Annotated in this window: 21 protein-coding genes; 11 read left to right on the forward strand and 10 right to left on the reverse strand. The window is 61.3% G+C overall.

Annotated elements, in window-relative coordinates; translation table 11 throughout:
* The first annotated feature begins 4 nt into the window (after positions 1–4).
* A complete protein-coding gene (phoB, locus tag ACPPVP_RS03870) occupies positions 5–709 on the forward strand; it encodes a phosphate regulon transcriptional regulator PhoB (RefSeq protein WP_057853529.1) in 705 nt (234 codons plus the stop codon).
* Between the two features lie 205 nt (positions 710–914).
* Here phoB and ACPPVP_RS03875 read toward each other — a convergent pair whose 3' ends face one another.
* The gene (locus tag ACPPVP_RS03875; protein WP_426531475.1) at positions 915–1,424 is read right to left on the reverse strand and encodes a GcrA family cell cycle regulator; all 510 of its coding nucleotides are present in this window, start codon (positions 1,422–1,424) and stop codon (positions 915–917) included.
* Between the two features lie 510 nt (positions 1,425–1,934).
* On the opposite strand from ACPPVP_RS03875, the gene ACPPVP_RS03880 reads away from it, so the two are divergent.
* The 3 genes from ACPPVP_RS03880 to ACPPVP_RS03890 all read left to right on the forward strand — a co-directional run bounded on the left by ACPPVP_RS03880 (position 1,935) and on the right by ACPPVP_RS03890 (position 5,297).
* A complete protein-coding gene (locus ACPPVP_RS03880) occupies positions 1,935–3,143 on the forward strand; it encodes an aspartate aminotransferase family protein (RefSeq protein WP_426531477.1) in 1,209 nt (402 codons plus the stop codon).
* Positions 3,143–4,069 (forward strand): ornithine carbamoyltransferase, encoded by a 927-nt coding sequence (gene argF, locus ACPPVP_RS03885; protein ID WP_426531479.1) that lies wholly within the window; start codon positions 3,143–3,145, stop codon positions 4,067–4,069. The genes ACPPVP_RS03880 and argF overlap by 1 nt, the downstream gene beginning before the upstream one ends.
* A 220-nt stretch (positions 4,070–4,289) precedes the next feature.
* A complete protein-coding gene (locus tag ACPPVP_RS03890) occupies positions 4,290–5,297 on the forward strand; it encodes an Hsp33 family molecular chaperone (RefSeq protein WP_426531480.1) in 1,008 nt (335 codons plus the stop codon).
* A gap of 110 nt (positions 5,298–5,407) precedes the next feature.
* Here ACPPVP_RS03890 and ACPPVP_RS03895 read toward each other — a convergent pair whose 3' ends face one another.
* The 5 genes from ACPPVP_RS03895 to ACPPVP_RS03915 form a co-directional block, all read right to left on the reverse strand.
* Positions 5,408–5,710 (reverse strand): hypothetical protein, encoded by a 303-nt coding sequence (locus ACPPVP_RS03895; RefSeq protein ID WP_426531482.1) that lies wholly within the window; start codon positions 5,708–5,710, stop codon positions 5,408–5,410.
* A 31-nt stretch (positions 5,711–5,741) separates the two neighbouring features.
* On the reverse strand, positions 5,742–6,521 hold the full coding sequence (locus ACPPVP_RS03900) for a sensor histidine kinase (protein WP_426531484.1): 780 nt from the start codon (positions 6,519–6,521) through the stop codon (positions 5,742–5,744).
* Positions 6,522–6,627: 106 nt separating this feature from the next.
* Positions 6,628–7,011 (reverse strand): response regulator, encoded by a 384-nt coding sequence (locus ACPPVP_RS03905; protein WP_426537652.1) that lies wholly within the window; start codon positions 7,009–7,011, stop codon positions 6,628–6,630.
* 135 nt (positions 7,012–7,146) lie between these two features.
* Positions 7,147–7,449, reverse strand: coding sequence for a hypothetical protein (locus ACPPVP_RS03910; RefSeq protein WP_426531486.1), 303 nt, complete (start codon positions 7,447–7,449; stop codon positions 7,147–7,149).
* A gap of 108 nt (positions 7,450–7,557) precedes the next feature.
* Complete coding sequence (locus ACPPVP_RS03915; RefSeq protein WP_426538447.1) at positions 7,558–7,893, reverse strand: hypothetical protein; 336 nt, start codon at positions 7,891–7,893, stop codon at positions 7,558–7,560.
* Between ACPPVP_RS03915 and ACPPVP_RS03920 the strand changes: the two genes are divergently transcribed.
* Positions 7,863–8,129 (forward strand): DUF1488 domain-containing protein, encoded by a 267-nt coding sequence (locus tag ACPPVP_RS03920; protein ID WP_426531488.1) that lies wholly within the window; start codon positions 7,863–7,865, stop codon positions 8,127–8,129. The two genes, ACPPVP_RS03915 and ACPPVP_RS03920, sit on opposite strands and share 31 nt — an antisense overlap.
* Positions 8,130–8,473: 344 nt before the next feature.
* Here ACPPVP_RS03920 and ACPPVP_RS03925 read toward each other — a convergent pair whose 3' ends face one another.
* The gene (locus ACPPVP_RS03925; RefSeq protein ID WP_426531490.1) at positions 8,474–8,791 is read right to left on the reverse strand and encodes a hypothetical protein; all 318 of its coding nucleotides are present in this window, start codon (positions 8,789–8,791) and stop codon (positions 8,474–8,476) included.
* Positions 8,792–9,639: 848 nt separating this feature from the next.
* On the opposite strand from ACPPVP_RS03925, the gene ACPPVP_RS03930 reads away from it, so the two are divergent.
* The 4 genes from ACPPVP_RS03930 to ACPPVP_RS03945 all read left to right on the forward strand — a co-directional run bounded on the left by ACPPVP_RS03930 (position 9,640) and on the right by ACPPVP_RS03945 (position 14,039).
* Positions 9,640–10,884, forward strand: coding sequence for a site-specific integrase (locus ACPPVP_RS03930; protein WP_426531492.1), 1,245 nt, complete (start codon positions 9,640–9,642; stop codon positions 10,882–10,884).
* Between the two features lie 76 nt (positions 10,885–10,960).
* Positions 10,961–11,533, forward strand: a complete 573-nt coding sequence (locus tag ACPPVP_RS03935; protein ID WP_426531494.1) for a hypothetical protein — start codon at positions 10,961–10,963, stop codon at positions 11,531–11,533.
* 91 nt (positions 11,534–11,624) lie between these two features.
* Positions 11,625–11,858, forward strand: a complete 234-nt coding sequence (locus tag ACPPVP_RS03940; RefSeq protein WP_426531496.1) for a hypothetical protein — start codon at positions 11,625–11,627, stop codon at positions 11,856–11,858.
* 69 nt (positions 11,859–11,927) lie between these two features.
* Positions 11,928–14,039 (forward strand): AAA family ATPase, encoded by a 2,112-nt coding sequence (locus ACPPVP_RS03945; RefSeq protein ID WP_426531498.1) that lies wholly within the window; start codon positions 11,928–11,930, stop codon positions 14,037–14,039.
* Between the two features lie 614 nt (positions 14,040–14,653).
* On the opposite strand, the gene ACPPVP_RS03950 is transcribed toward ACPPVP_RS03945, so the two are convergent.
* The 3 genes from ACPPVP_RS03950 to ACPPVP_RS03960 all read right to left on the reverse strand — a co-directional run bounded on the left by ACPPVP_RS03950 (position 14,654) and on the right by ACPPVP_RS03960 (position 16,393).
* A complete protein-coding gene (locus ACPPVP_RS03950) occupies positions 14,654–15,412 on the reverse strand; it encodes a recombinase family protein (RefSeq protein WP_426531500.1) in 759 nt (252 codons plus the stop codon).
* Between the two features lie 241 nt (positions 15,413–15,653).
* Entirely contained in the window at positions 15,654–15,884 is a 231-nt protein-coding gene (locus tag ACPPVP_RS03955; protein WP_426531502.1) for a hypothetical protein, read from the reverse strand.
* A gap of 41 nt (positions 15,885–15,925) precedes the next feature.
* Positions 15,926–16,393: a glutaminase gene (locus ACPPVP_RS03960; RefSeq protein ID WP_426531504.1), complete on the reverse strand. Its 468-nt coding sequence runs from the start codon at positions 16,391–16,393 to the stop codon at positions 15,926–15,928.
* A gap of 413 nt (positions 16,394–16,806) precedes the next feature.
* Here ACPPVP_RS03960 and ACPPVP_RS03965 point away from each other — a divergent pair, with 413 nt between their 5' ends.
* Both ACPPVP_RS03965 and pepN read left to right on the forward strand, forming a co-directional pair.
* The gene (locus ACPPVP_RS03965) at positions 16,807–17,994 is read left to right on the forward strand and encodes a zinc-binding metallopeptidase family protein (RefSeq protein WP_426531505.1); all 1,188 of its coding nucleotides are present in this window, start codon (positions 16,807–16,809) and stop codon (positions 17,992–17,994) included.
* 115 nt (positions 17,995–18,109) lie between these two features.
* On the forward strand, positions 18,110–20,761 hold the full coding sequence (pepN, locus tag ACPPVP_RS03970) for an aminopeptidase N (protein WP_426531506.1): 2,652 nt from the start codon (positions 18,110–18,112) through the stop codon (positions 20,759–20,761).
* Positions 20,762–20,953 lie beyond the last annotated feature (192 nt).

Genomic DNA, 20,953 nt, shown 5'->3' on the forward strand with positions numbered 1-20,953 from the left:
GAAGATGAGCGCGCGCATTATGGTGGTCGAGGACGAGGAAGCGCTGACCACGCTGTTGCGCTACAACCTCGACGCCGAAGGTTATGATGTCGAAACCGTCGCGCGCGGCGACGATGCGGATACCCGGTTGAAGGAACGGGTGCCCGATCTCGTCGTGCTGGACTGGATGCTGCCCGGTCTGTCAGGCATCGAACTCTGCCGGCGCCTGCGCGCCCGGCCGGAGACCAAGCAATTGCCGATCATCATGCTGACCGCGCGCGGCGAGGAGAGCGAGCGGGTGCGGGGGCTGGCGACCGGCGCCGACGATTACATCGTCAAACCGTTCTCGGTGCCGGAACTGCTGGCGCGGGTGAAGGGCCTGTTGCGGCGCGCGAGCCCGGAGCGGCTCGCCACCGTGCTGACCTATGGCGACATCGAACTGGATCGCGAGAAACGCCGCGTCGCGCGTTCGGGCCGCCAGATCGATCTCGGCCCGACCGAGTATCGCCTGCTGGAGTTTTTCCTGGAGCATCCCGGCCGCGTCTTCAGCCGCGAGCAATTGCTCGACAGCGTCTGGGGCCGCGACATCTATATCGACGAGCGCACCGTCGACGTCCATATCGGCCGCCTGCGCAAACTGCTCAACCCCGGCCGCGAGCAGGACCCGATCCGCACCGTGCGCGGCGCCGGCTACGCGCTGGATGACCGGTTTGCGAAGGTGGAGCCGTAAGGCTTCAGCGTTCGCAACCGCCGTCGTCCCTGCGAACGCAGGGACCCATACCCACAAATCTCGATTGTTGAAAAACGCTGGAGCTCCAGCGAAGCATAACCACTGACATCGGTGGTTATGGGTCCCTGCGTTCGCAGGGACGACAAACCATTTGGTTCGTAGCCCGGGTTGCGCTGCGCTCCATCCGGGCTCGATAAATCGCAACTTACCGCGTCGGCTTCGGCTGCTGCCTGCGCCGGTCGGAGGCCGGCTGATACGCCACGCGCGAGTGATGCGCGCAATAGGGCAGGCCCGCGAGCGCCTTGCCGCCGCAGAAGAAGAATTCCGGGCTCGAGGGATCGCCGACCGGCCAGTGGCAGGTGGCTTCGTTCAGTTCGAGCAGCGACAGCCGCTGGCTCATCGGCACCACGTTGTCGAAGGCGATCGGATCCGGCTCCATCTCGACCTCGAAAGCGTGCGCCAGCGCGGTGTTGCCGCGCGATACCGGGCGCGATACCCGCATCATCTGCTGCGCCGGGCGCGCCTTGCGCTGCCGCGGGGCGGCCGAGGAGGGGCTCTTGGCGCGGCCGGACAGGCCCAGCCGGTGCACTTTGCCGATCACAGCGTTTCGCGTCACATTTCCGAGTTCCGCGGCGATCTGGCTGGCCGACAATCCGGCTTCCCAGAGCTTTTTCAGCTGTTCGACGCGATCGTCGGACCAGGTCAATACCGTCATCGCATTCTTCCCTTCGCATCGCGCCGGCCAATCAGGGGCAGCACTGGCGACGTCATTCGTCTCAAAAATCCCTGCGGTCAGAATCCCTTAGCCCTCGCCGGGCGCGAAAGCCGCGCCCGAACGTGTACGCTGTACAAAATGGACTCTTGGGATCAGATCCGCCGCACGAGATGTCGTACCCGACAGCCCAAAAGCTACAATATGGCGGGACTCGGGCGCAAGAGTCCGCGCCGATGCGTCCACATGTTCCGGCATCTCTGCATTGCAGTGCGTGTTTTGCACCACACCGCAATCCTACGGAATTAACCTTTCTTGCGCCGCAGGAAGGCCCGCTTTCAGTGCTGGAAACACAGCCTTGTGGCGTGTTGACAGCGACCGCCGCCCACATAGAATACCTCCTACGTGCCGCCCTTAAGAGGCGGCACGTTTCGTTTTCGCAAGACCGGCTGCTGCCGCGTTCGCGCTCACGCTCGCATGCTCCGCGGCCGGTCAAAACCTTCAGTGATTGCCATGACCCAAAGCGCCACGTCGCATCTGCTCCCCGTCTTCGCCAGGGTCGATCTCGGCTTCGAGCGCGGCGAGGGCTGCTGGCTGACCGCCACCAATGGCGATCGCTATCTCGACTTCACCTCGGGCGTTGCGGTGAACGCGCTGGGGCACTGCCATCCGTACCTGATCGCGGCGCTGCAGGAGCAGGCGACAAAGCTCTGGCACATGTCGAACCTGTTCAAGAGCCCGGACGGCGAAAAGCTTGCCGCGCGGCTCTGCGAGCAGAGCTTTGCCGACATGGTTTTCTTCTGCAATTCCGGCGCCGAGGCGATGGAAGGCGTGATCAAGGTGGTGCGCCGCTACCAATTCTCCAAGGGCCATCCCGAGCGCTATCGCATCATCACCTTCGAGGGCGCCTTCCACGGCCGCACCCTGGGCACGCTCGCCGCGACCGGTTCCGCCAAATATCTCGAAGGCTTTGGCCCGCCGATGGACGGCTTTGACCAGGTGCCGCACGGCGATCTCGAAGCGGTGAAGAAGGCGATCGGGCCGCACACCGCGGGCATCCTGATCGAGCCGGTGCAGGGCGAGGGCGGCGTGCGCTCGGCGCCGCAGTCCTTCTTCAAGGCGCTGCGCCAGCTCTGCGACGAGCACGGCCTGCTGTTGGCGTTCGACGAGGTGCAGACCGGCATGGGCCGCACCGGCGATCTCTTCGCCTACAAGCGCGTCGGCGTGACGCCGGATGTGATGTCGCTGGCGAAAGCGCTCGGCGGCGGCTTTCCGATCGGCGCGGTGCTGGCCACTGCGGACGCAGCTTCGGGCATGACGCCCGGCTCGCACGGCTCGACCTTCGGCGGCAATCCGTTGGCGATCGCGGCGGCCAATGCCGTGCTCGACGTGATGCTGAAGCCCGGCTTCTTCGATCACGTGCAGAAGATGTCGCTTTTGATCAAACAGAAACTGGCCTTCGTGGTCGACCGCTATCCCACCGTGCTCTCGGAAGTGCGCGGCGAGGGGCTTTTGGTCGGCGTCAAGGCCGTAGTGCCCTCCGGCGATCTCGTCAACGCGCTGCGCGGCGAGAAATTGCTCACCGTCGGCGCCGGCGACAATGTGGTGCGGTTCCTGGCACCGTTGATCGTGACCGAGGCCGAGATCGACGAGTCGGTTCAGATGCTTGAGCGCGCCTGCATCGCGCTGTCGGGCAATCAGTTGAAGAAGGCGGCGGGGTGATGAGCAAATCCGTCCGTCACTTCCTCGATATAAACGAATTGCCGCCGAAGGAGTTGCGCAACATGCTGGCGCTGGGCGCCGACATGAAGGCCAAGCTCAAGGCGCACGAGAAGGCCGGCAAGCCGCTCGAAGGCAAGACGCTGGCGATGATCTTCGAACGTCCCTCGACGCGCACGCGGGTGTCGTTCGATGTCGGCATGCGCCAGCTTGGCGGTGAGGCCATCATGCTGACGGGCGCGGAAATGCAGCTCGGCCGCGGCGAGACCATCGCCGACACCGCCCGCGTGTTGTCGCGCTATGTCGATGCGATCATGATCCGCATCCTCAACCACGATGCGCTGCTGGAATTGGCCGCGCACGCCACCGTGCCTGTGATCAACGGGCTGACGCGGCGCTCGCATCCCTGCCAGGTGATGGCCGACCTGATGACCTTCGAGGAGCATCGCGGGCCGATCGAGGGCAAGACCGTGGCCTGGACCGGCGACGACAACAACGTGCTGGCCTCGTGGGCGCACGCGGCGGAGCGTTTCAAGTTCCAGCTCAATGTCGCAACCCCGCCGCAACTCGCGCCGAACAAGGCGATGAAGGACTGGATCAAGGCGACGCAGGCGCCCATCGTGCTCGGCAACGATCCCGAAGCCGCGGTCCGCGGCGTCGACTGCGTCGTCACCGATACGTGGGTGTCGATGGGCGACAAGGACGGCGAGCACCGCCACAACGTGCTCAAGCCCTATCAGGTCAATGAGAAGCTGATGTCGCTGGCCAAGCCGGACGCGATCTTCATGCACTGCCTGCCCGCCCACCGCGGCGAGGAGGTCACCGATGAGGTGATCGACGGCCCGCAATCGGTGGTGTTCGACGAAGCCGAAAACCGCCTGCACGCGCAAAAGGGCATTTTGGCCTGGTGTTTTAACGAAGTGGCGTAGCATTTTCGTCGTCGTCGCTGCGGTAGCGTTCACCGTCGTCCCTGCGAACGCAGGGACCCATACCGCGTGATCTCGCGATTTTCGCTGTGTGTTAGACGTCGTTCGTAACAATGGAGGCCGGTGGCTATGGGTCCCTGCGTTCGCAGGGACGACTCGTGGAGGTGGTTTCGTCCTCTTCAACCCCCTTCAATTTTCCCTCTTAGCCCCCAGATAAAGCGCCATGGATTCACAATCAGACCCGAAAATCACGACCGAGGCGCCCATTCGCGCGCCGTCGTCCGTTCCCGTCGATGACGCGGCGCTGCCGTTCGAGGTCGCCGAACTCGACCTGCGCGGCCGGCTGACCCGGCTCGGCCCCGCGCTCGACGACATCCTGACCAAGCACGATTATCCCGCGCCCGTCGGCAAGCTGCTCGGCGAGGCGATCGTGCTGGCGACGCTGCTCGGCTCGGCCTTGAAATTCGACGGCCGCTTCATCCTGCAGACCCAGACCGACGGTCCGGTGTCTTTCCTGATCGTGGATTTCCAGTTGCCCGACCGGCTGCGCGCCTATGCGCGCTATGACGCGAAGCGGCTGAAGGACGGCCAGGATTCAGGCGCCCTGCTCGGCAAGGGCCATCTCGCGATGACCATCGACCAGGGCGCGGACATGAGCCGCTATCAGGGCCTGGTGGCGCTCGACGGCGGCAACCTGGAAGACGCCGCCCATGAATATTTCCTGCGCTCCGAGCAGATCCCGACCCGCGTGCGGCTTGCGGTCGGCGAGGAATGGCGCGGTGGCGACGGCAGCGGTCCGAAGCACCGCTGGCGCGCCGGCGGCATGCTGCTGCAGTTCCTGCCCAAGGCGCCGGAGCGGGCGCGGCAGGCCGACCTGCATCCCGGTGATGCGCCCGATGGCGCGGTGACGCATTCCGTTGCCGAGGATGACGCCTGGGTCGAGGGCCAGTCGCTGATCGGCACCGTCGAGGATGTCGAGCTGATCGATCCCGACCTGTCGGGCGAGCGTTTGCTGTACCGGCTGTTTCACGAACGCGGCGTGCGCGTCTTCTCGCCGCTGCCGCTGCGCGCGCAATGCTCGTGTTCGCGTGATGCGGTGTCGGCCATGCTGAAAACTTTTGCTGCAAAAGACCGCGCCGAGATGGTCAAGGATGGCAAGGTGGTGGTGACCTGCGAGTTCTGCTCCTCGGTCTACCAGTTCACCCCGCACGAAGCGGGCGTGGAGGAGTAGAGCTGCAGTCGTAGGGTGGGCAAAGCGCAGCGTGCCCACCATTCAGGACGCGTTTGTTGAAAGATGGTGGGGACGGCGCAGCGCACCTTTGCCCACGCTGCTAGGCGTTCCTAGCTCAACAGCGTACGGGTCTGGTTGGCCGCATCATAGATCTCGATCTGGAGCATCGGATAAGCCGACTTCAGTTTCCGGCCCGCCGTTTCGGCGGCCTCGGCGGTGTCAAACTCCGACTTGAAATGGCCGTCGACAACCGTCACGAAGCCCTCGGTCGGCGGCCGGTCGGCTCGTATCGCTTTTTTCGGTTCGGGTTCGTCAATAGTGAGAACGGGTTTTTTCATCATGGGTTCTTTCGGGTTCGTTGTGTCGGTTTGATCTGGGAGGCGCGGCTGGCCATCCCGAGCGGATGCAAGCAACGATTTTGCTTCCGCAATACCTGATACGGGCTTATGCCGCCGCCGAAGTCAGAGAAGCCATCGGCACGTCGAATGCGTAGACGAACCCGGTCGGCGCATAGGTCAGCCGCACGTCGCCCCGGAGTTGCCTGCCGAGCGTTTCGATCAGCCGCGTGCCGAAGCTGCGCTTTTCGGGCGGGCGGACTGTCGCGCCATTCCTCTCGGTCCATGTCAGGTGCAGGCGCTGCGCCTGTTGATCCAGCGTCCAGTTGATGTCGACGCGCCCTTGCGGGACCGACAGGGCGCCAAACTTCGTGGTGTTGGTGCAAAGCTCGTTGAGCGTCATCGCGATAGCGATGACGGCGCCCGACATCATCCGGATATCGGGTCCCGAAATCGAGAATTTCGGCTCGTCGGGATTATCGAAGGCTTCGGTAGCGCTGCGGACAATCGTGCCGAGGTCCGCGCTGCTCCATCTTGCCTGCAAAAGGAGGTCGTGCGCCCGCCCGAGTGCGAGCAGCCGGCCCTCGATGGCGTCTTGTGCGTGCTCAATGCCCGGCAGGCCGCGCAGACTTTGCGAGACGATGGCGCCGACGGTTGCAAGCGTATTCTTGATGCGGTGGTGCAGCTCCTCGAGGATCAGCTTCTGCAGCTTGTCGGACGCCTCGCGCTCCCTGGCATCGATGCCGGCCGTGGCCAGCAAACTCCGTGCATTGATCTCGGCCTGCGCCAGCAGAAGCCGCAGGCTGACGTTCTCTTCCGCGAGATCGTCCTGTTGCTGTGCTGCGCTGCTTGCGAGACGCGGGTCCGTTCGGAGATCGGCTTCAGACATCACCGATTGTATCATCATAGGCTGGGTACCGCACTGATCTTCGGTGGCTGGGTTTTTGCCGCAATCACGCGCTTTGAGCCGTATTTGGTGTGAAAAGGCTGGCGTCTCAGGCGTGGCCGATCATGTCGCGCATTTCAGCTATCACTTCCACGGCATCGAGCGGCTTGCCGAGAAACCTGCTAAGGGGCGGAAGATCGAGGTCCGGCAGCTTCAATTGCCCCGATACCACGATGATTTTGATCGCCGGCCAGCGCAAATGCACGGCATGGGCAAGGCCAACGCCGTCCATTTGGCCAGGCATCTGGATATCGGTGCACATCAGCGCGACGTCGGATCGGGATTCCAGGATGGCGACGGCTTCGGCGGCGTCCAGCGCCTCGAGTGGCGTGTATCCGGCGTCTTCCACCATGTCGACCGCGCGCATACGGAGTATCATCTCGTCCTCGACAATGAGAACGACGGCGGGAATGCATGAATGATCAAGTACCATCATAGGGGCACTCGCGGGGAACGACGATCGACTTGAATAGGGGTCCATCTGGGACAAGCATCTCGCGGCCCATATGATCCCGTCGGCCTGACAATGATCAAATAAAGTCGCCGCCAACGGAAAGGGCCGCGACCGTCATGCTTCCGGTGCGTCGCGCTTGCCGCAGAGCATCTCGTGAATTCTGGCGGCATTTCGAAAGACCGTTGCCTTGTTGATCGCCTCGATGCGCTCGTCTCCCGGCGGCATCTCTTTTGCCTCGTCTAGCGCGGCCGCTGCTCTGGCATCCAGATTGTGCGCCAGCGACGATTGGGATTGCTTGATTGGAGACAGGCCGTCCTGCGGCGTAACCGCGCTACGCGCGATCACCATTGAATAACCATCGCAGCGGCGACCAGCAGCACAAGAAAGATTGGCATCAATACCGGAGGCGTCAGCCACTCACGAAGATCGAATGCGGGGAGTTTTGACATATGACCGCCCTTTTTTTCGAGGCGGGAGCTCAACGCTCTCAGTCACCGATAACAGCCCGGGGCGCGCGGTGATGTCTCATGTATAGCGACTATCTGCCGAATAGCGAGGAGAATCGCAGTTTGTTTTCTGTGAGCTGCTTGGCAGGCTTGTAATGCGCCACCAAGTAGCCACTTGCAAAGGCAGCGCATCGTATTGCTTCAGCATCGCCCTTACGGCAGCGCGAAGCTTGGCCACGCCAAATCTCGTCAGCGACATTGACCAACCGCACATCGCTTCGATGTGCGCGTCCGCGATACCGTTGAACAAGGCCTCGGTACAGGCCGTACGAAAGCCGGTGAGACGCGCGGTTTGTCGGCTGATAAACTGATCGGTGGCAGTCCATGATTGCGTTTCCAAACCACAGTCGCTCATACGACCAGACCCGGCGCGCCGTGCGGTTCTGGGGGCACGACAGCGCGCTGGAGGCGACCTTCTTCATAGACGAGGGCGCATTGAGGCGAATTCAGCCTGATGCCTACTCCGACGAGTCCGGTTTCCTGGACGCGTTCGATCGCAACCGTGACGTGATATGCGCGGCGGCTGCGAAGGTTTACGTCCGTGGAGGCCGTGGCTCTTACGATCTGGTTGCCGCAGATTTTCGAACATGAATGTTTGATCTGATCAGCGAGACGACGTGGCAGACCGGGCGGGCGCTCCGTTAGTCGCGAACAGAAACTGCAAGCGCTCAACCCCTGGAGGACGCCATGGATATAAGTTCAGTGCCGCCGCTCGTTGCCTGCGGAGCATTTTTCGCTCTCTCGTTCGCTACGATCGCGGCCTTTTGGTTCGCGGAACGGCTGCGGGGAGCAAGCGCCCCTCGCTTGTAAAGCCGGCCAGGTTGAGCCGGCTCGATGTCGGCTGACCGCCCGCGCCGAGCGATTTAAGCTCGCACGCGAAAAAAGCCGCGGAGTAATCCGCGGCTTTACTCGTATTCTGACGGTTGTCTGCTTTCTCAGTAGCGATCGGTGCCGATTCCAACGCTGACACCGGGCGCGCGGATGCCGATGCCGCCACCTTCGCCGTAGCCCCGACGGTCGATATAGCGCTCGCGACGGGGAGCGTATCCGTATGAATCTCCGGACTCGCGGATGATGACCCGGCGCTCACCACGTTGGCGCCAGCACTGGCCTGCCTCATTGCAAACCATGCGGACGTTTTGAACGTTGCTCTCCGGAGCGCCCGATACGCTCGGGGAAAGCGGCGCCGCGGAAGCGGCCGTCACCAGAAGGGCACTTGCGCCTGCTGCCAGATAGATCGCGAGATTTTTCATGATGTCTCTTTTCAAAGGAGTTGTGTCAGGAAGCCAATAGGCTCGCAGCGCGATGGTTCCGCAGCCGGCCACTTAATTGTTGCCGATCGTACCGGACGAGATCTCGCCGATGCTGAAAGCCTTGCGCTGGAAGGCCGTGCCGAGATGGTTAATGGTGAAAAGTGCTGTGACCTGCGCGTTCTGCGAGTTCACCCCGCACGAAGTGGGCGTCGTTTCGTAGGGTGGGCAAAGCGAAGCGTGCCCACCATTCAAGACAAGCTCGACGATAGATGGTGGGCACGCTGCGCTTTGCCCACCCTACGCGCCGCGAACTGATTTGCTTTGCGCGCAACCGCAATCGCGATGCGCAACCGCGGCAAATCAACACGATGGCAAATCACTTCTGATTTTCCGAAATCGTGTCAAGCCCAGGAATCAAAAATATTCCGCTTAACTTGCAGACCAAATCATTTGCATAACTCCGCTTGTCTCACGGCGGATGAGGGGCGTTGGCCATCGTCACGAACGCGCGGTGAGATGCGGTGGACGCTGAGGGTGCGATAGACGTACGCGCCGGAAGCGTACGGCGAAGTCGTGTGGTTCGGGCGCCGCGGTGCTGGCGCTAAGTCCGGGAGAGGCAAAACTTCTCTCGCGACGACGGAGGCAAAAGAGCCGTTCTCCGGGGAGAGCACGAAGTAAGCCGTAAAGCCATTGCGCAGGGAAAATAAATACCCGGGTGGGCTTGTAGAGAACCGTGTGGAATCTCCAACCCATTGATCATCCAACGATTCCCCTCATATGCTGCCATACGGTTCTATCAGGGACCACGGACACCATCGCGACACTTCGCGAGACACGGAGACTCCGTCATGGCACGCAAGGTTAGTTTCAGCGCACTTGAAAGCCGGAGCGCGAGGCTGCGATTGAAGGTGCGTCGGCGTCCCTACAGTGGTCCGTCACTGGCCCGTGGTGTCGCCCTGCTGTACCGCCGCAACAAAACCAACGGGACATGGGTGCTCAAGGCCAGCGACGGTCATGGCGCATACTGGACCAAGGCTATCGCGCTAGCAGACGATTTTGATGACGACGATGGAAAGGCTGTGCTGACGTTCTATCAGGCTCAGGACGCCGCCAAGCGGCTCGCACGCGGCGATGACGACGGCAGCGGCAGCCCTGCGCCGATCACCGTGGACCGCGCGCTGAATGACTACAAGACCGATCTGACGGCGCGAAGTGCTAATCCCTACAATGCCGAATGGCCGCGCGTGCACCTCACCAGCGTGCTGCTGTCGAAGCCAGTGGCGATGCTCGCGGCCAGCGAGCTGAAGAAATGGCGCGACGGTCTGCTCAATACGATGGCCCCGTCCACCATCAACCGGCTCTGCGGTTGCATTTGCGCGGCGCTAGAGCAGGCGGCGCAGCACGACAAGCGTATTCAGAACCGGAACGCTTGGGAAATCGGACTTGCCGGTCTACCGAATGCGCAGCAAGCTCGCAACGTTATTTTGAGCGACGACACAGTGCGTGCATTCGTCGGCAGCGCCTACGGGCTTGATCATCAGTTCGGGCTCCTGACCGATACACTGGCGGTGACCGGCGCGCGTCCGAGCCAAGCTGCGCGGCTGCGCGTCGAGGATTTGCGCGACCATCCGGTACGGCCAAAGCTAATGATGCCGAAGTCGGCCAAGGGTGGCGACAGAAACCGCGCCGAGAAAAAGCTGGAACGCTATTCGGTGCCGATCACCATGCAACTGGCGACCAAGCTGAGAGTGGCGGCTCGTGGGCGGGCCGATCGCGCGCCACTGCTGCTGCAAGCCAACGGCAGCCCGTGGGGCGACAATCCCGGTGCAGGCTATCATCGCGATGTCCACAAGATCGTGACCGCGATCGGCGCGGATCCCGACGCGACAATGTACGCGCTCCGGCATTCCAGCATCGCGCGCATGCTGCTGCTAAACGTGCCGATCAGGCTGGTGGCCTCGCTGCACAACACCAGCGTCGCGATGATTGAGCGGACATACTCGAAGTACATTACCGAGCATGGCGACGGCGTCTCGCGTAACGCATTATTGCAACTGCCGGTCGGCGACACCGTCGCGGCACTCGCGTCATAGGCAAGCCTGCGGAAATCGTTTCACTGGCCGATTGGCCTCACGTCAAAGGGTTAGAACGCCGGTGCGGAGCCCCAAGGTGAGCTTCCATTTTACGGATAAGCAATGGAAGGCTATTCGCTCCGTGCGCAAGAGCTGGCCCGACGACATTGACTGGGTACTAGCTCGCGGCACGGTGGAGCAATTGGGGCGGACCTCGATCATGATGCGAGCTTCAAGGTCACACCTGGGCCCCCCCGTGGATATTAGGAACAGCTTGAGAACGGCCCTGCGATTAAACCGGAAACTCCAAGCTGCAATGAATGCGCTGCCAGCCCCTCTTCGCGGAAGTAGCCCGGATCCTAACCTTGAAGAGCAGGATCGGCGGTTACAAAGCTTGCTTGTTCACTATGAGTATCTCGCCGGACCGCAGTTTCGTGGCCAGAAAGACCCTCATCGCCATTATCTTGAGATTGGTCTTCTTACGCTCTGGGTCGATCTGTTTGACGGAGATACTTCGTTCGCCCGGAAGCTCGACGGACCTCCCTATGGCCCGTTGGTTGAGTTCCTCACGTTGACGCTGGGCGCCATCACTGGCGTGGCCCCCGGGCCCGCCGGCATTGCCAAAATCATTGAACAATACAGAAAACAATTTCCGTCATTCCCGTATTGAACCTCGGCGGCCGTTTGATTTTCGAACTGCCGCGCGTCGCCCCCGTCCTCCAGAGTGTTCCAGATAGCCACATGGAACTGGAGGACAAAACATGGCGCGCACCAAAGTTATCGGTCGCAAGCCGATCCATGCCAACGCAGCCGATCACGCCGACGCCTATAGCGTTGACGAGTTTTGTGCGCGTCATCGCATCAGCCCGCAGCTTTTTTACAAATTGAAGCCGCAGGGCCTGATGCCCGCGACATTCAATGTCGGCACTCGCGTGTTGATCTCCCGTGAGGCTGCTGATGCGTGGCGTCGGGCGCGCGAAAATGCCGCGCGCTAGTCAAGCCGCGGCCCTGAACGTTCTGCTGGTCGCTGCGGTCGTCGATGCGCTTATCGTTCGAGGTGCAGCATGACGCGCGCCGTCCCTGACCGCCCGGTCCCGTTCCAAGGCGATCTCCGCAATCTTCCCGCTGCGCTCACGCCGCTGAAGGAGTTGCCGAACTGGGTGTGCTGGAGTTTCGAATGGCGGGGCGACAAGAAAGGCGGCGGAAAGTGGACCAAGCCGCCGCGCCAGCCGCGCAATCCACAGCAGTACGCGAAGAACAATGACCCGAAGACGTGGGGCACCTATGAAGAGGTGCTGGCCGCGTTCGACGCCGGCCAGTGCGACGGCATTGGGTTCAACCTGCTCGGCACCGACCTCGGCGTCTTCGACCTCGACAAGTGCCGCGATCCAGTGACCAGGAGCATCGCGCCTGAAGCCATGTCGATCGTATACCGCTCGGTGTCCTACACGGAAATTACCCCGTCGGGCACGGGCCTTCGCGTCATCGGCCGCGGCATCGGCGCCAAGGTGCACCGGAAGCAGAAAATCCGCGGCTGCGCTGTGGAGGTTGAGAGCTATCGCGGCGCTGAGCGCTACATCACCATCACATGCAACCCGCTGCCGCAGCGCGGGCAGATGTTCAGGTGCATTGACGATATCATCGACGCCGTCGTGGCGGAACTGGACGGCGTCCAAGCAAACGGTTCAGGCGGTACCAAACCAGACCACCCGCCAGACTCGCGCTTCGACCTCAAAAAATGGATCGAAGCCAACGGCGACAGGTACGCGAGCCCCGACGACTACAAGCCGGATGACCGGTACCTGCCGACCAAGCTGAAAGCGATCATCGCTAACACCCCGCCAGCCGAAGACCTGAGCAAAGCGTTCCATCACGCCGTCTGCTCGCTGCATGAGCTAAAATGGTCGGTAACAAAAATCGAGTGCTACATCGACGGCAGGCCGGTTGTCCCCGTACGCTACAGAGGGCGGCTGGAGAAGGAAATCTACCGCTGCCTGTGCAACGCGGAGAAAGACAAGGCGAACAGGGTGAAGGTGAACACGGAGAAAGAGGCACCACAGGGGGGCGGGATCCCGCTGGAGTTCTACGAGGATTTCGACAAGACCGTTGCCAAGAAGGCGATCATCAAGGGCGTGCTCAACAGGGGTGAAAGGTCGAGTTGGGTGGGGCCGCCCGGCTCCGGTAAGTCGGCGCTGATGGCCGACCTCGCCATCCATGCGGCTGAGGGGGCTGACTGGCGCGGCCATCGCTCCAAGGACAAGGTCGCCGTCGTCTACTTCGCGCTGGAACGCAAGGAACTAGTGAAGCGGCGGATGCGGGCGCATGCAATGCCGCAGACCCTACCCCCGTTCGAACTGAAGGAAGGGAAGCTCGCAGCACGCGCGTCGCAGGAGACGCGGACGAACTTGCCGATCGCGGTAGCGGGTAAGGCTATTGATCTCGTGAACCCGGCCAGCGTCGATATCATCGTCGAGACCATTCGCGCGGCGGAGGCGCATTACGGTCGCCCGGTCGGGCTGATCGTGATCGACACCTTCAACAAGGGTATCGCGATGGGCGGCGGCGATGAGAATGCGGCTAAAGATCAGAACCTAGCGGCTGCGAACCTGCAACAGATCCAGGACGAACTGACCGATATCCACGTCGCGCTGATCGGCCACACCGGCAAGGATGAGAGCCGGGGCGCGCGCGGGTCGAACGCGCATCTCGGAGACGTCGACATGATGGTGCAGATCTCGGTCGCCGAGGGTGTGCGGACCGCCGCCGTCACCAAGATCAATGACGGGGTAGAAAGCGTGCTGACGCGGTTCCAAATGAGGGAGGTCACGCTCGGGCACGACGAGGATGGCGACGCCATCACCACAGCCATCTTGTCCGACGAGGTGCCCGTGGGCCGGGCCGGGCCGAAGCTGAACAAGACGCAGCAGCGGGCGATGGCGCTGCTGGAGGTTGCCCTCGCCGAGGGGGGCGAGCCTGCGCCGACAACGGCCAAGTATCCGAAAGGCGTCAGGGTGGTTTCGATGGAGCGGTGGCGGGACCACTGTTCCAAGGGCGGGTTGTCCCCGGCCGGAACGAAGGACAGCGCCAAGCGGGCGTTCAAACGCGCCGTGGATGATTTGATCGACCTGCACCGGATCGGCGTATGGGACGAGCGGGTCTGGATCGTCCCTCAGTGACAAGGCTGCAAAGCAACTTTCGGCTGTTACAGCCCGGACAATCGCGTTTGTCCCGGGCACCCCCAATTTTTCCTGTCCGGTTCAGGGGACGGACAAACCGGACAAAATCAGCGGACAAAAAAAACTCAACGATTTCAGCAGTGAAACGCTGGTGGACAATCCGGACAAATTTGAATTTGTCCAACAGTCCACAACCCGGACAATCCCCACCACCCTATAGGGTGGGGGATTTGTCCGGGCAGACCGGGACAGGGAACGTTCAATCCCCTTCCCCTGTGGGGTGTGGTGCAATGGGCCCCGCGCGGCATCAAGAAGATCAGGGCTCCATCGTGATCAATACGGCACGGTTGTTCTGGCACTGGTCAGCGTAGCTGGACGGCTGCGCGATCGGCTGCTCAACGGGGCCCACCGATGGAGGCTGAATTCGTGTTTGGCTGCATGCCTTGAGACATTTCAGCCGTGCCGCTTTGGCCGTGCTGGCTGTTCGTCCGCACGCGGCACAAGGCATTCGCCGCTCAGACGAACTCCGTTATGCTGGTTCACTCCCAATGAACCGGGCCGAAGTCATTGACCCAGAAATCAAAAGCCGAGGTGCTACCCCACGAAATGAGGCGCTAGACACGCTTGCCGGCGCGCAGAGTAGTCGCGAGCTTCGCCCCATTGTTGGTATGTGACGTGTTGTTCAGACGATTGAGCAGTCGGGTAACTGCGGTCAGATGCCACGTGCTACCCCTGGGAGCGCGAATGCCCCGGGACTGCAACTCGTTTGAAATGCCCCGCACCGTTGTGATCCCTGAGCGCTTAATGTCGTCCACAATGCCCCGCAGGTCGGCGGCGCGTTGGGCAGACTTGGCTTTGACGGACGCAATGGCCTCAGCGTTGCCAACCTGTTTGTCCCGGAGCGCTCGGGCTCCGTTTGGATTACCCAGCTTGACGCCGCGGGCCTTAGCAACAGCTAACGCGCTCTTGGTACGCTCGCCTATCAACCCAGCCTCTAATTCCGCCACAGCGGCCATCTGGGTGAGCAGGAAGCGCCCCATGGGGCCTGGCGGGACGTGGGGTAGGTCGCAGAACACTGAGTCCACTTCGCTCGCCACGAGAGCTCTCAGGAGGTCCACGTTGCGCGTCAGCCGGTCCAGCTTGGCGAACACGATCTTGGCCTTGATAGCCTTGGCGTGGGCGAGCGCTGCCGTCAGCTTGGGGCGGTCAGAGCGCTTCCCGGTCTCGGTCTCCACGTATTCAGCAGCTAGTGTCCACCGGCCGCCGTTTAGATAGCGTTCCACCGCATGACGTTGCGCCTCTATTCCTAAGCCGCTGCGCCCCTGTTTGTCTGTCGAAACACGTAGGTAAGAAACGAACTTACCCTCAGCCATGACTATTATCCTAGAAACACATTCTGATGTAACGGACGTTAGAACGGATTGTGATGTGCACGTATGAGTCAAATTGACTCACTCGGGTGGTGGCGCGGGGTGCCGGCCACGCCACGAAGCACGGAAGGACGTCCTCGTCGTCCACCATCGCATCGGTACTGGTGGGTTTACTCGATGACCTACGGAGAACCTATTTGCCCTGTTAGCGGCTCGACGAACGTGTCTCCATCGGCGTCAATCATTATCGCCGCTCTTCAGTGATGCTCCTGATTGTTACGTGGATATCCCCGTCGTCCTCGCCCGTGTGCGGCTGCGGGGCCTTGCCCCATCCTCTGTCGAGCAACGCCTGAGCGGCGGACACACGGGCCGCCGCTGGTGCGGCCTTGGAGCCGCAGACCCCTGTCAGCGTGCGGATGGCCAGCGCGGTCTGTGCCCGCGCCAAAGATCGAATATCTGCTGTCGCCTTGGTCATTTAGGTAGTTTTGCCTCCATCTGCTTGTCGCTTATTCGCGCCTAGTTTAGCGAGGTCCCAGCGCATGGGCTAGAGCCGCCTGATGCCCCACTCCACCGGTCGCTTAGGACGCCCATGGAGCGCGGGAACAAGCGCCCTTGGAGCGCAGCCGCATCCACGCTGCCCTGCGCCTGATCTTCCGCGTCCTCTGACATGAAAAAGCCCCTGCAGAGGGGACTCTTGCAGGGGCTCGTGGTGGGAAGATATTGCGCCCCGTTCGACACGCTCTGGATCGAGAACGGTAGAGCAGCGTCGCCGATCACGAAGGCGTCGCCGCGGGTGTCGGCGACGCAGATGCCGAAGGCGGACGGATCGGCCTCGGCCAGGGCCGGGATGTAGTCGGCCAGCTGGCCGTCCGCTTCCTCGCGGAAGTGCACATAGGCCGCTTCGACCAGCGAGCGGATCTCGTCCCGCCCGGGCAGAGTGCCAGTGGAGACGAAGCGTGCCGTAGGGGTGGGCGACGGTTTCATGCTCACATTCCTCTGGCCGGCTCAGGCCAGCCGGCGGAGCCGACGACCAATCGGGTTCTTTGTTGAGCGGACCCCATTCTCGTTCCAGGTCGAAATCGATGTTCGCCTTCTGTGCTTCCTTGAAATCCTTGACGTCGCTCACCGCCATGATGGGCCAGTGAACCAACCGCGCACCGGCCAGCGGCCGACGACGTTGGTGCGCGTTTTGCGTGATCCAAAATCGAGTTGGACTGCAGTCCGACGTCACAAAGCGAAGCCGGTTGGATGCCTTGATACTCATAGATACACACGCAGAGCTGAACTCATCCGGGTTGATTTAGATCAAAGCATGTCTCCTTGCGGTGTCGTTTCATACTTCAAACTGTATCCACGCCTTGGCCGTTTTTGGCTGTCATCCGCATAAGGGGGGCGTCTTGGAGTCTTTCGTTGAAAGCATCTTGAGGCGACTGTCGGTTTCGTCGTCGTCGCGCGATCGTCAGCACAATGGTCGCTCGTATATCAGTGGACACTCGTATAAATGCCAGTGCGGTCGGTCGGTCTTCTTTCGCGACAGCACCTGTCGCGCCTGCGGCGCCCCGCTCGGTTATGACCCGCTGCTCGGAGAAATTCGCGCGCTGGCGGCCGGACCGAGCGAGGGCACATGGCGACTGTCAAACACGGAGGCTTCCTCGCATGCCTATCGGCGCTGCGGTAACTTCGATTCCCCGGCCAGATGCAACTGGCTGCTGCCTGCGGAGGACCTGTCGCCGCATTGTATTTCTTGCCGGTTGAACCGCACGATCCCGGACCTGAGCGACGCGGACAACCGACGATACTGGGCCGCCATCGAGGACGCGAAGCGCCGCTTGGTCTCGCAGTTGCTGGTGCTAGGCGTGCCCGTCAAATCGAAGGTCAGCGAGGACCCGGAGCGTGGCGTGGCCTTTGATCTGCTGCGCTCGCCACCGGACGGGCCGCGGGTGATGACCAGCCATGGGAGTGGTCTGATCACACTGAACGTCGAGGAGGCCGACGACGCTCAGCGTGAGAAGATCCGGCACGAGTTGCACGAGCCGTATCGCACGCTGGTCGGGCACTTCCGCCACGAGGTCGGCCACTATTATTGGGATCGTCTCATCGCAGGAACGGTGTGGCACGAGCCGTGCCGGGCGCTGTTCGGGGACGAGCGAGCCGACTACGCGGCCGCGCTCAAGAAAAACTACGAGAAGGGGCCGCCTCCCGACTGGGCTACTCGGTACATCAGCTCTTATGCATCGACGCATCCTTGGGAGGACTGGGCGGAGAGCTGGGCACACTACTTGCACCTGCTTGACAGCCTCGACACGGCGCTCAGCTTCGGCTTTGCCGCCGAAAATGTCAGGGCCGAGGTCGAGGTCGAACAGTTCACGGTCGCCGACCTCTACGCGCCCGACCACCCGGACGCCGAGCACACCGTTGCCCTCGTGAATTCCTGGGTATTGCTCACCACGGTGCTGAACGAGCTTGCCCACAGCATGGGGCAGCCCGACTTCTATCCGTTCGTGATGTCGCGCGAGGTGCTGCGCAAGGTGACCTTCATCAAACTGGTCGTCACAGACGACAAGGCTTACGCGGTCGCGAAGTAGCACGCGGCGCGCGACCGCTGTTATTGGATTGCTCAGTCAGACGGCAGCAACGGCCTAGTCGGCACGGATGCTGTCAGCCCAATTGTTTCCGTTCCAATCCCCGGAGCATCTTGTCATGACGGCGTCATCGGCTCCCACCACGGTTTACCTGAAGGACTATAAAGTCCCGCCGTTTCTCATCTCTGAAATTGTGTTGGATATCGATCTTGTATCGGAAGAGAGCGCCCGGATTCGATCCACCCTGACCGTCGAACGGAACGCCCAATTCCCGATAGCGACTGAACCCTTGCAACTGGATGTAGATGAGCTGGCCGTTGAATCGGTTGCGATCGATACGGTGCCCCTGGCATCGGACCAATACAGGCTGGACGACCGCGGTCTGGAGATCTCGACCGTACCGGATGCATTCCGGCTGGAAACGGTCTCGCAGATCAATCCCAAGCAAAATACGAAACTGATGGGACTTTACACCTCCAGCACCGGCTTCTTCACCCTTTGCGAAGCCGAGGGATTTCGCCGTATCACTCCTTTCCTGGACCGGCCCGATGTGATGGCTCGCTACACGGTTACCCTGCACGCCGATCGGGAACGCTATCCAATCTTGCTGGCCAACGGAAATCTACTCGCCGAAGGCGAGGACAAGGGCGGTCGCCACTGGGCCACCTGGGAAGACCCTTTCCCGAAACCCTCGTACCTGTTTGCAATCGTTGCCGCCAAACTTGACAAATTCGCTGATGCGTTCGTGACCCGATCCGGCCGCAAGGTGTTGCTGCAATTCTTTGCCGAACCCGGCAAGCTGGATCAGGGCACTTTTGCCATTGAGTCGCTCAAGCACGCGATGAAATGGGACGAAGACATCTATGGCCTGGAGGTGGATCTGGACCAATACAACGTGGTGGCGGTCGGCGACTTCAATGCCGGAGCGATGGAGAACAAGGGGCTGAACGTTTTCAACACCAAGCTGGTGCTGGCCCGCTCCGACATCTCAACAGACTTTGACTTCAAGTTCATCGATCGCACTGTGGCCCACGAGTATTTCCACAACTGGACGGGCAATCGGGTCACCTGCAGGGATTGGTTTCAGCTCTCTCTTAAGGAAGGGCTGACCGTATTTCGGGAGCAGCAATACGCTGGTGATCGCTACTCGCCGGGGGTGGAGCGAATTCAGACGGTTCGCAATCTGCGATCCCAGCAGTTTCTGGAAGATGCTGGCCCCATGGCCCATCCGGTACGTCCGCAGTCCTATCAGCAGATCAGCAACTTCTACACCCCAACGGTCTACAGCAAGGGTGCCGAGGTGGTCCGCATGATTCACACCCTGCTCGGTCCGGCGACCTTTCGAAAGGGCGTCGACCTGTATTTCGAACGGCACGACGGGCATGCAGTCACAACCGACGAACTGGTTCAGGCGATGCAGGATGCCAGTTGCATCGATCTGACTCAGTTCAAACGGTGGTACGAACAGTCCGGGACGCCCCGTCTTGAGGTGCGGGACAACTACGACCCGGCATCCCGAGTCTACGAATTGAGGGTCACCCAGACTTGCCCACCGACTCCCGGTCAGCCGGAAAAGCTCTCCTTTCACCTGCCATTCGCTGTGGGCCTGCTGAATGCGCAGGGGCAAGAGATCCCGCTGCAACTGGATGAAGAATCGGCGCCTGAAGGCACCAGCCGGATACTATCCCTGCGCCGTGAGACCGAGGTATTCCGCTTCGTGCAGATATCCGAGCCACCCGTACCCTCCCTAGGTCGGAATTTCTCGGCGCCGGTGATCATCAACTATGACTACACCGACGATCAGCTGGTCCGGCTGCAGAGCTTTGACAGCGATGCCTTCAACCGCTGGGAGGCAGGCCAACGCCTGGCCATGAAGCTCCTACTGCAGGGTATTGCTGATCATCAGAGTGGCCGACCCATTCAGTTCCCTGATGCCTTCGCAAGGGCATTCGGGCGGATACTGGCTGATAGTGCCAAGGGTGACGCGGCCTTTGCCGCCGAGGCGTTAGCCTTGCCAGCGGAGAACTATATTGGCGAGCAGATAGAGGTCGTGGACCCGGACGCCATTCACCGGGTGCGACAGGCGCTGCGGCGGCATCTGGCGGATGTCCTGCGCAAAGCTCTGCGCACCACCTATGATGCTTGCACAGTGACTGGCTCTTACCGCCCGGATGCGGAATCAGCGGGTCGACGATCGCTGCGGAATCTGTGTCTAGCCTATTTGATGGAAAGGGATGATCCAGATGCGCGTCGACTCTGTGACGAACAACTGAATCGAGCCGACAACATGACCGATGCCCTGTCGGCATTGACCTCCCTCGCCAATTGCGATTGTCAGGAACGCGTACCGGCATTGGCCCGGTTCTATGAAAAGTGGCAGGACGAACCACTGGCGGTGGACAAATGGCTGGGGGTGCAGGCGGCTTCACGCTTGCCCGGAACCACGGATGCCGTTCGGCAATTGACCACCCATCCCGCCTTTGACCTGAAAAACCCGAACAAGGTGTATGCCCTGATCGGTACGTTTGCCGGCAATCAAGTCAATTTCCATGCAGCGGATGGGACCGGCTACGCCTTCATGGCCGAACAGATCGTTGCTTTGGATTCGATCAATCCCCAGGTGGCAGCACGGATGACACGTAATTTCGAGCGCTGGAAACGGTTCGACCCGAATCGCCAAGAGTTGATGAAGGCCGTCCTGGAGCGCCTCGCCAAATTATCCAGTCTGTCGAAGGAGACAGCAGAGGTTGTAACCAAAGCGCTCTTTTGAATTCCAAAGTGCGTGGTGGATGTTGACCTTGTTGCTCGAACACTTCGCGTTGGAAGTTGGGATGGAGAGGACACCATCGCTGGAATCTACATTGTCGGTTTGGCTAACTTCGGAGTTTCGGTAGGCGCACTCACCCGCGTGATTTGGCAGACCAAATGGCTGACACACTGACTTTCAAATTACCTCTCGACG

It is taken from the genome of Bradyrhizobium sp. McL0615, assembly GCF_049993905.1.
Taxonomy (GTDB): domain Bacteria; phylum Pseudomonadota; class Alphaproteobacteria; order Rhizobiales; family Xanthobacteraceae; genus Bradyrhizobium.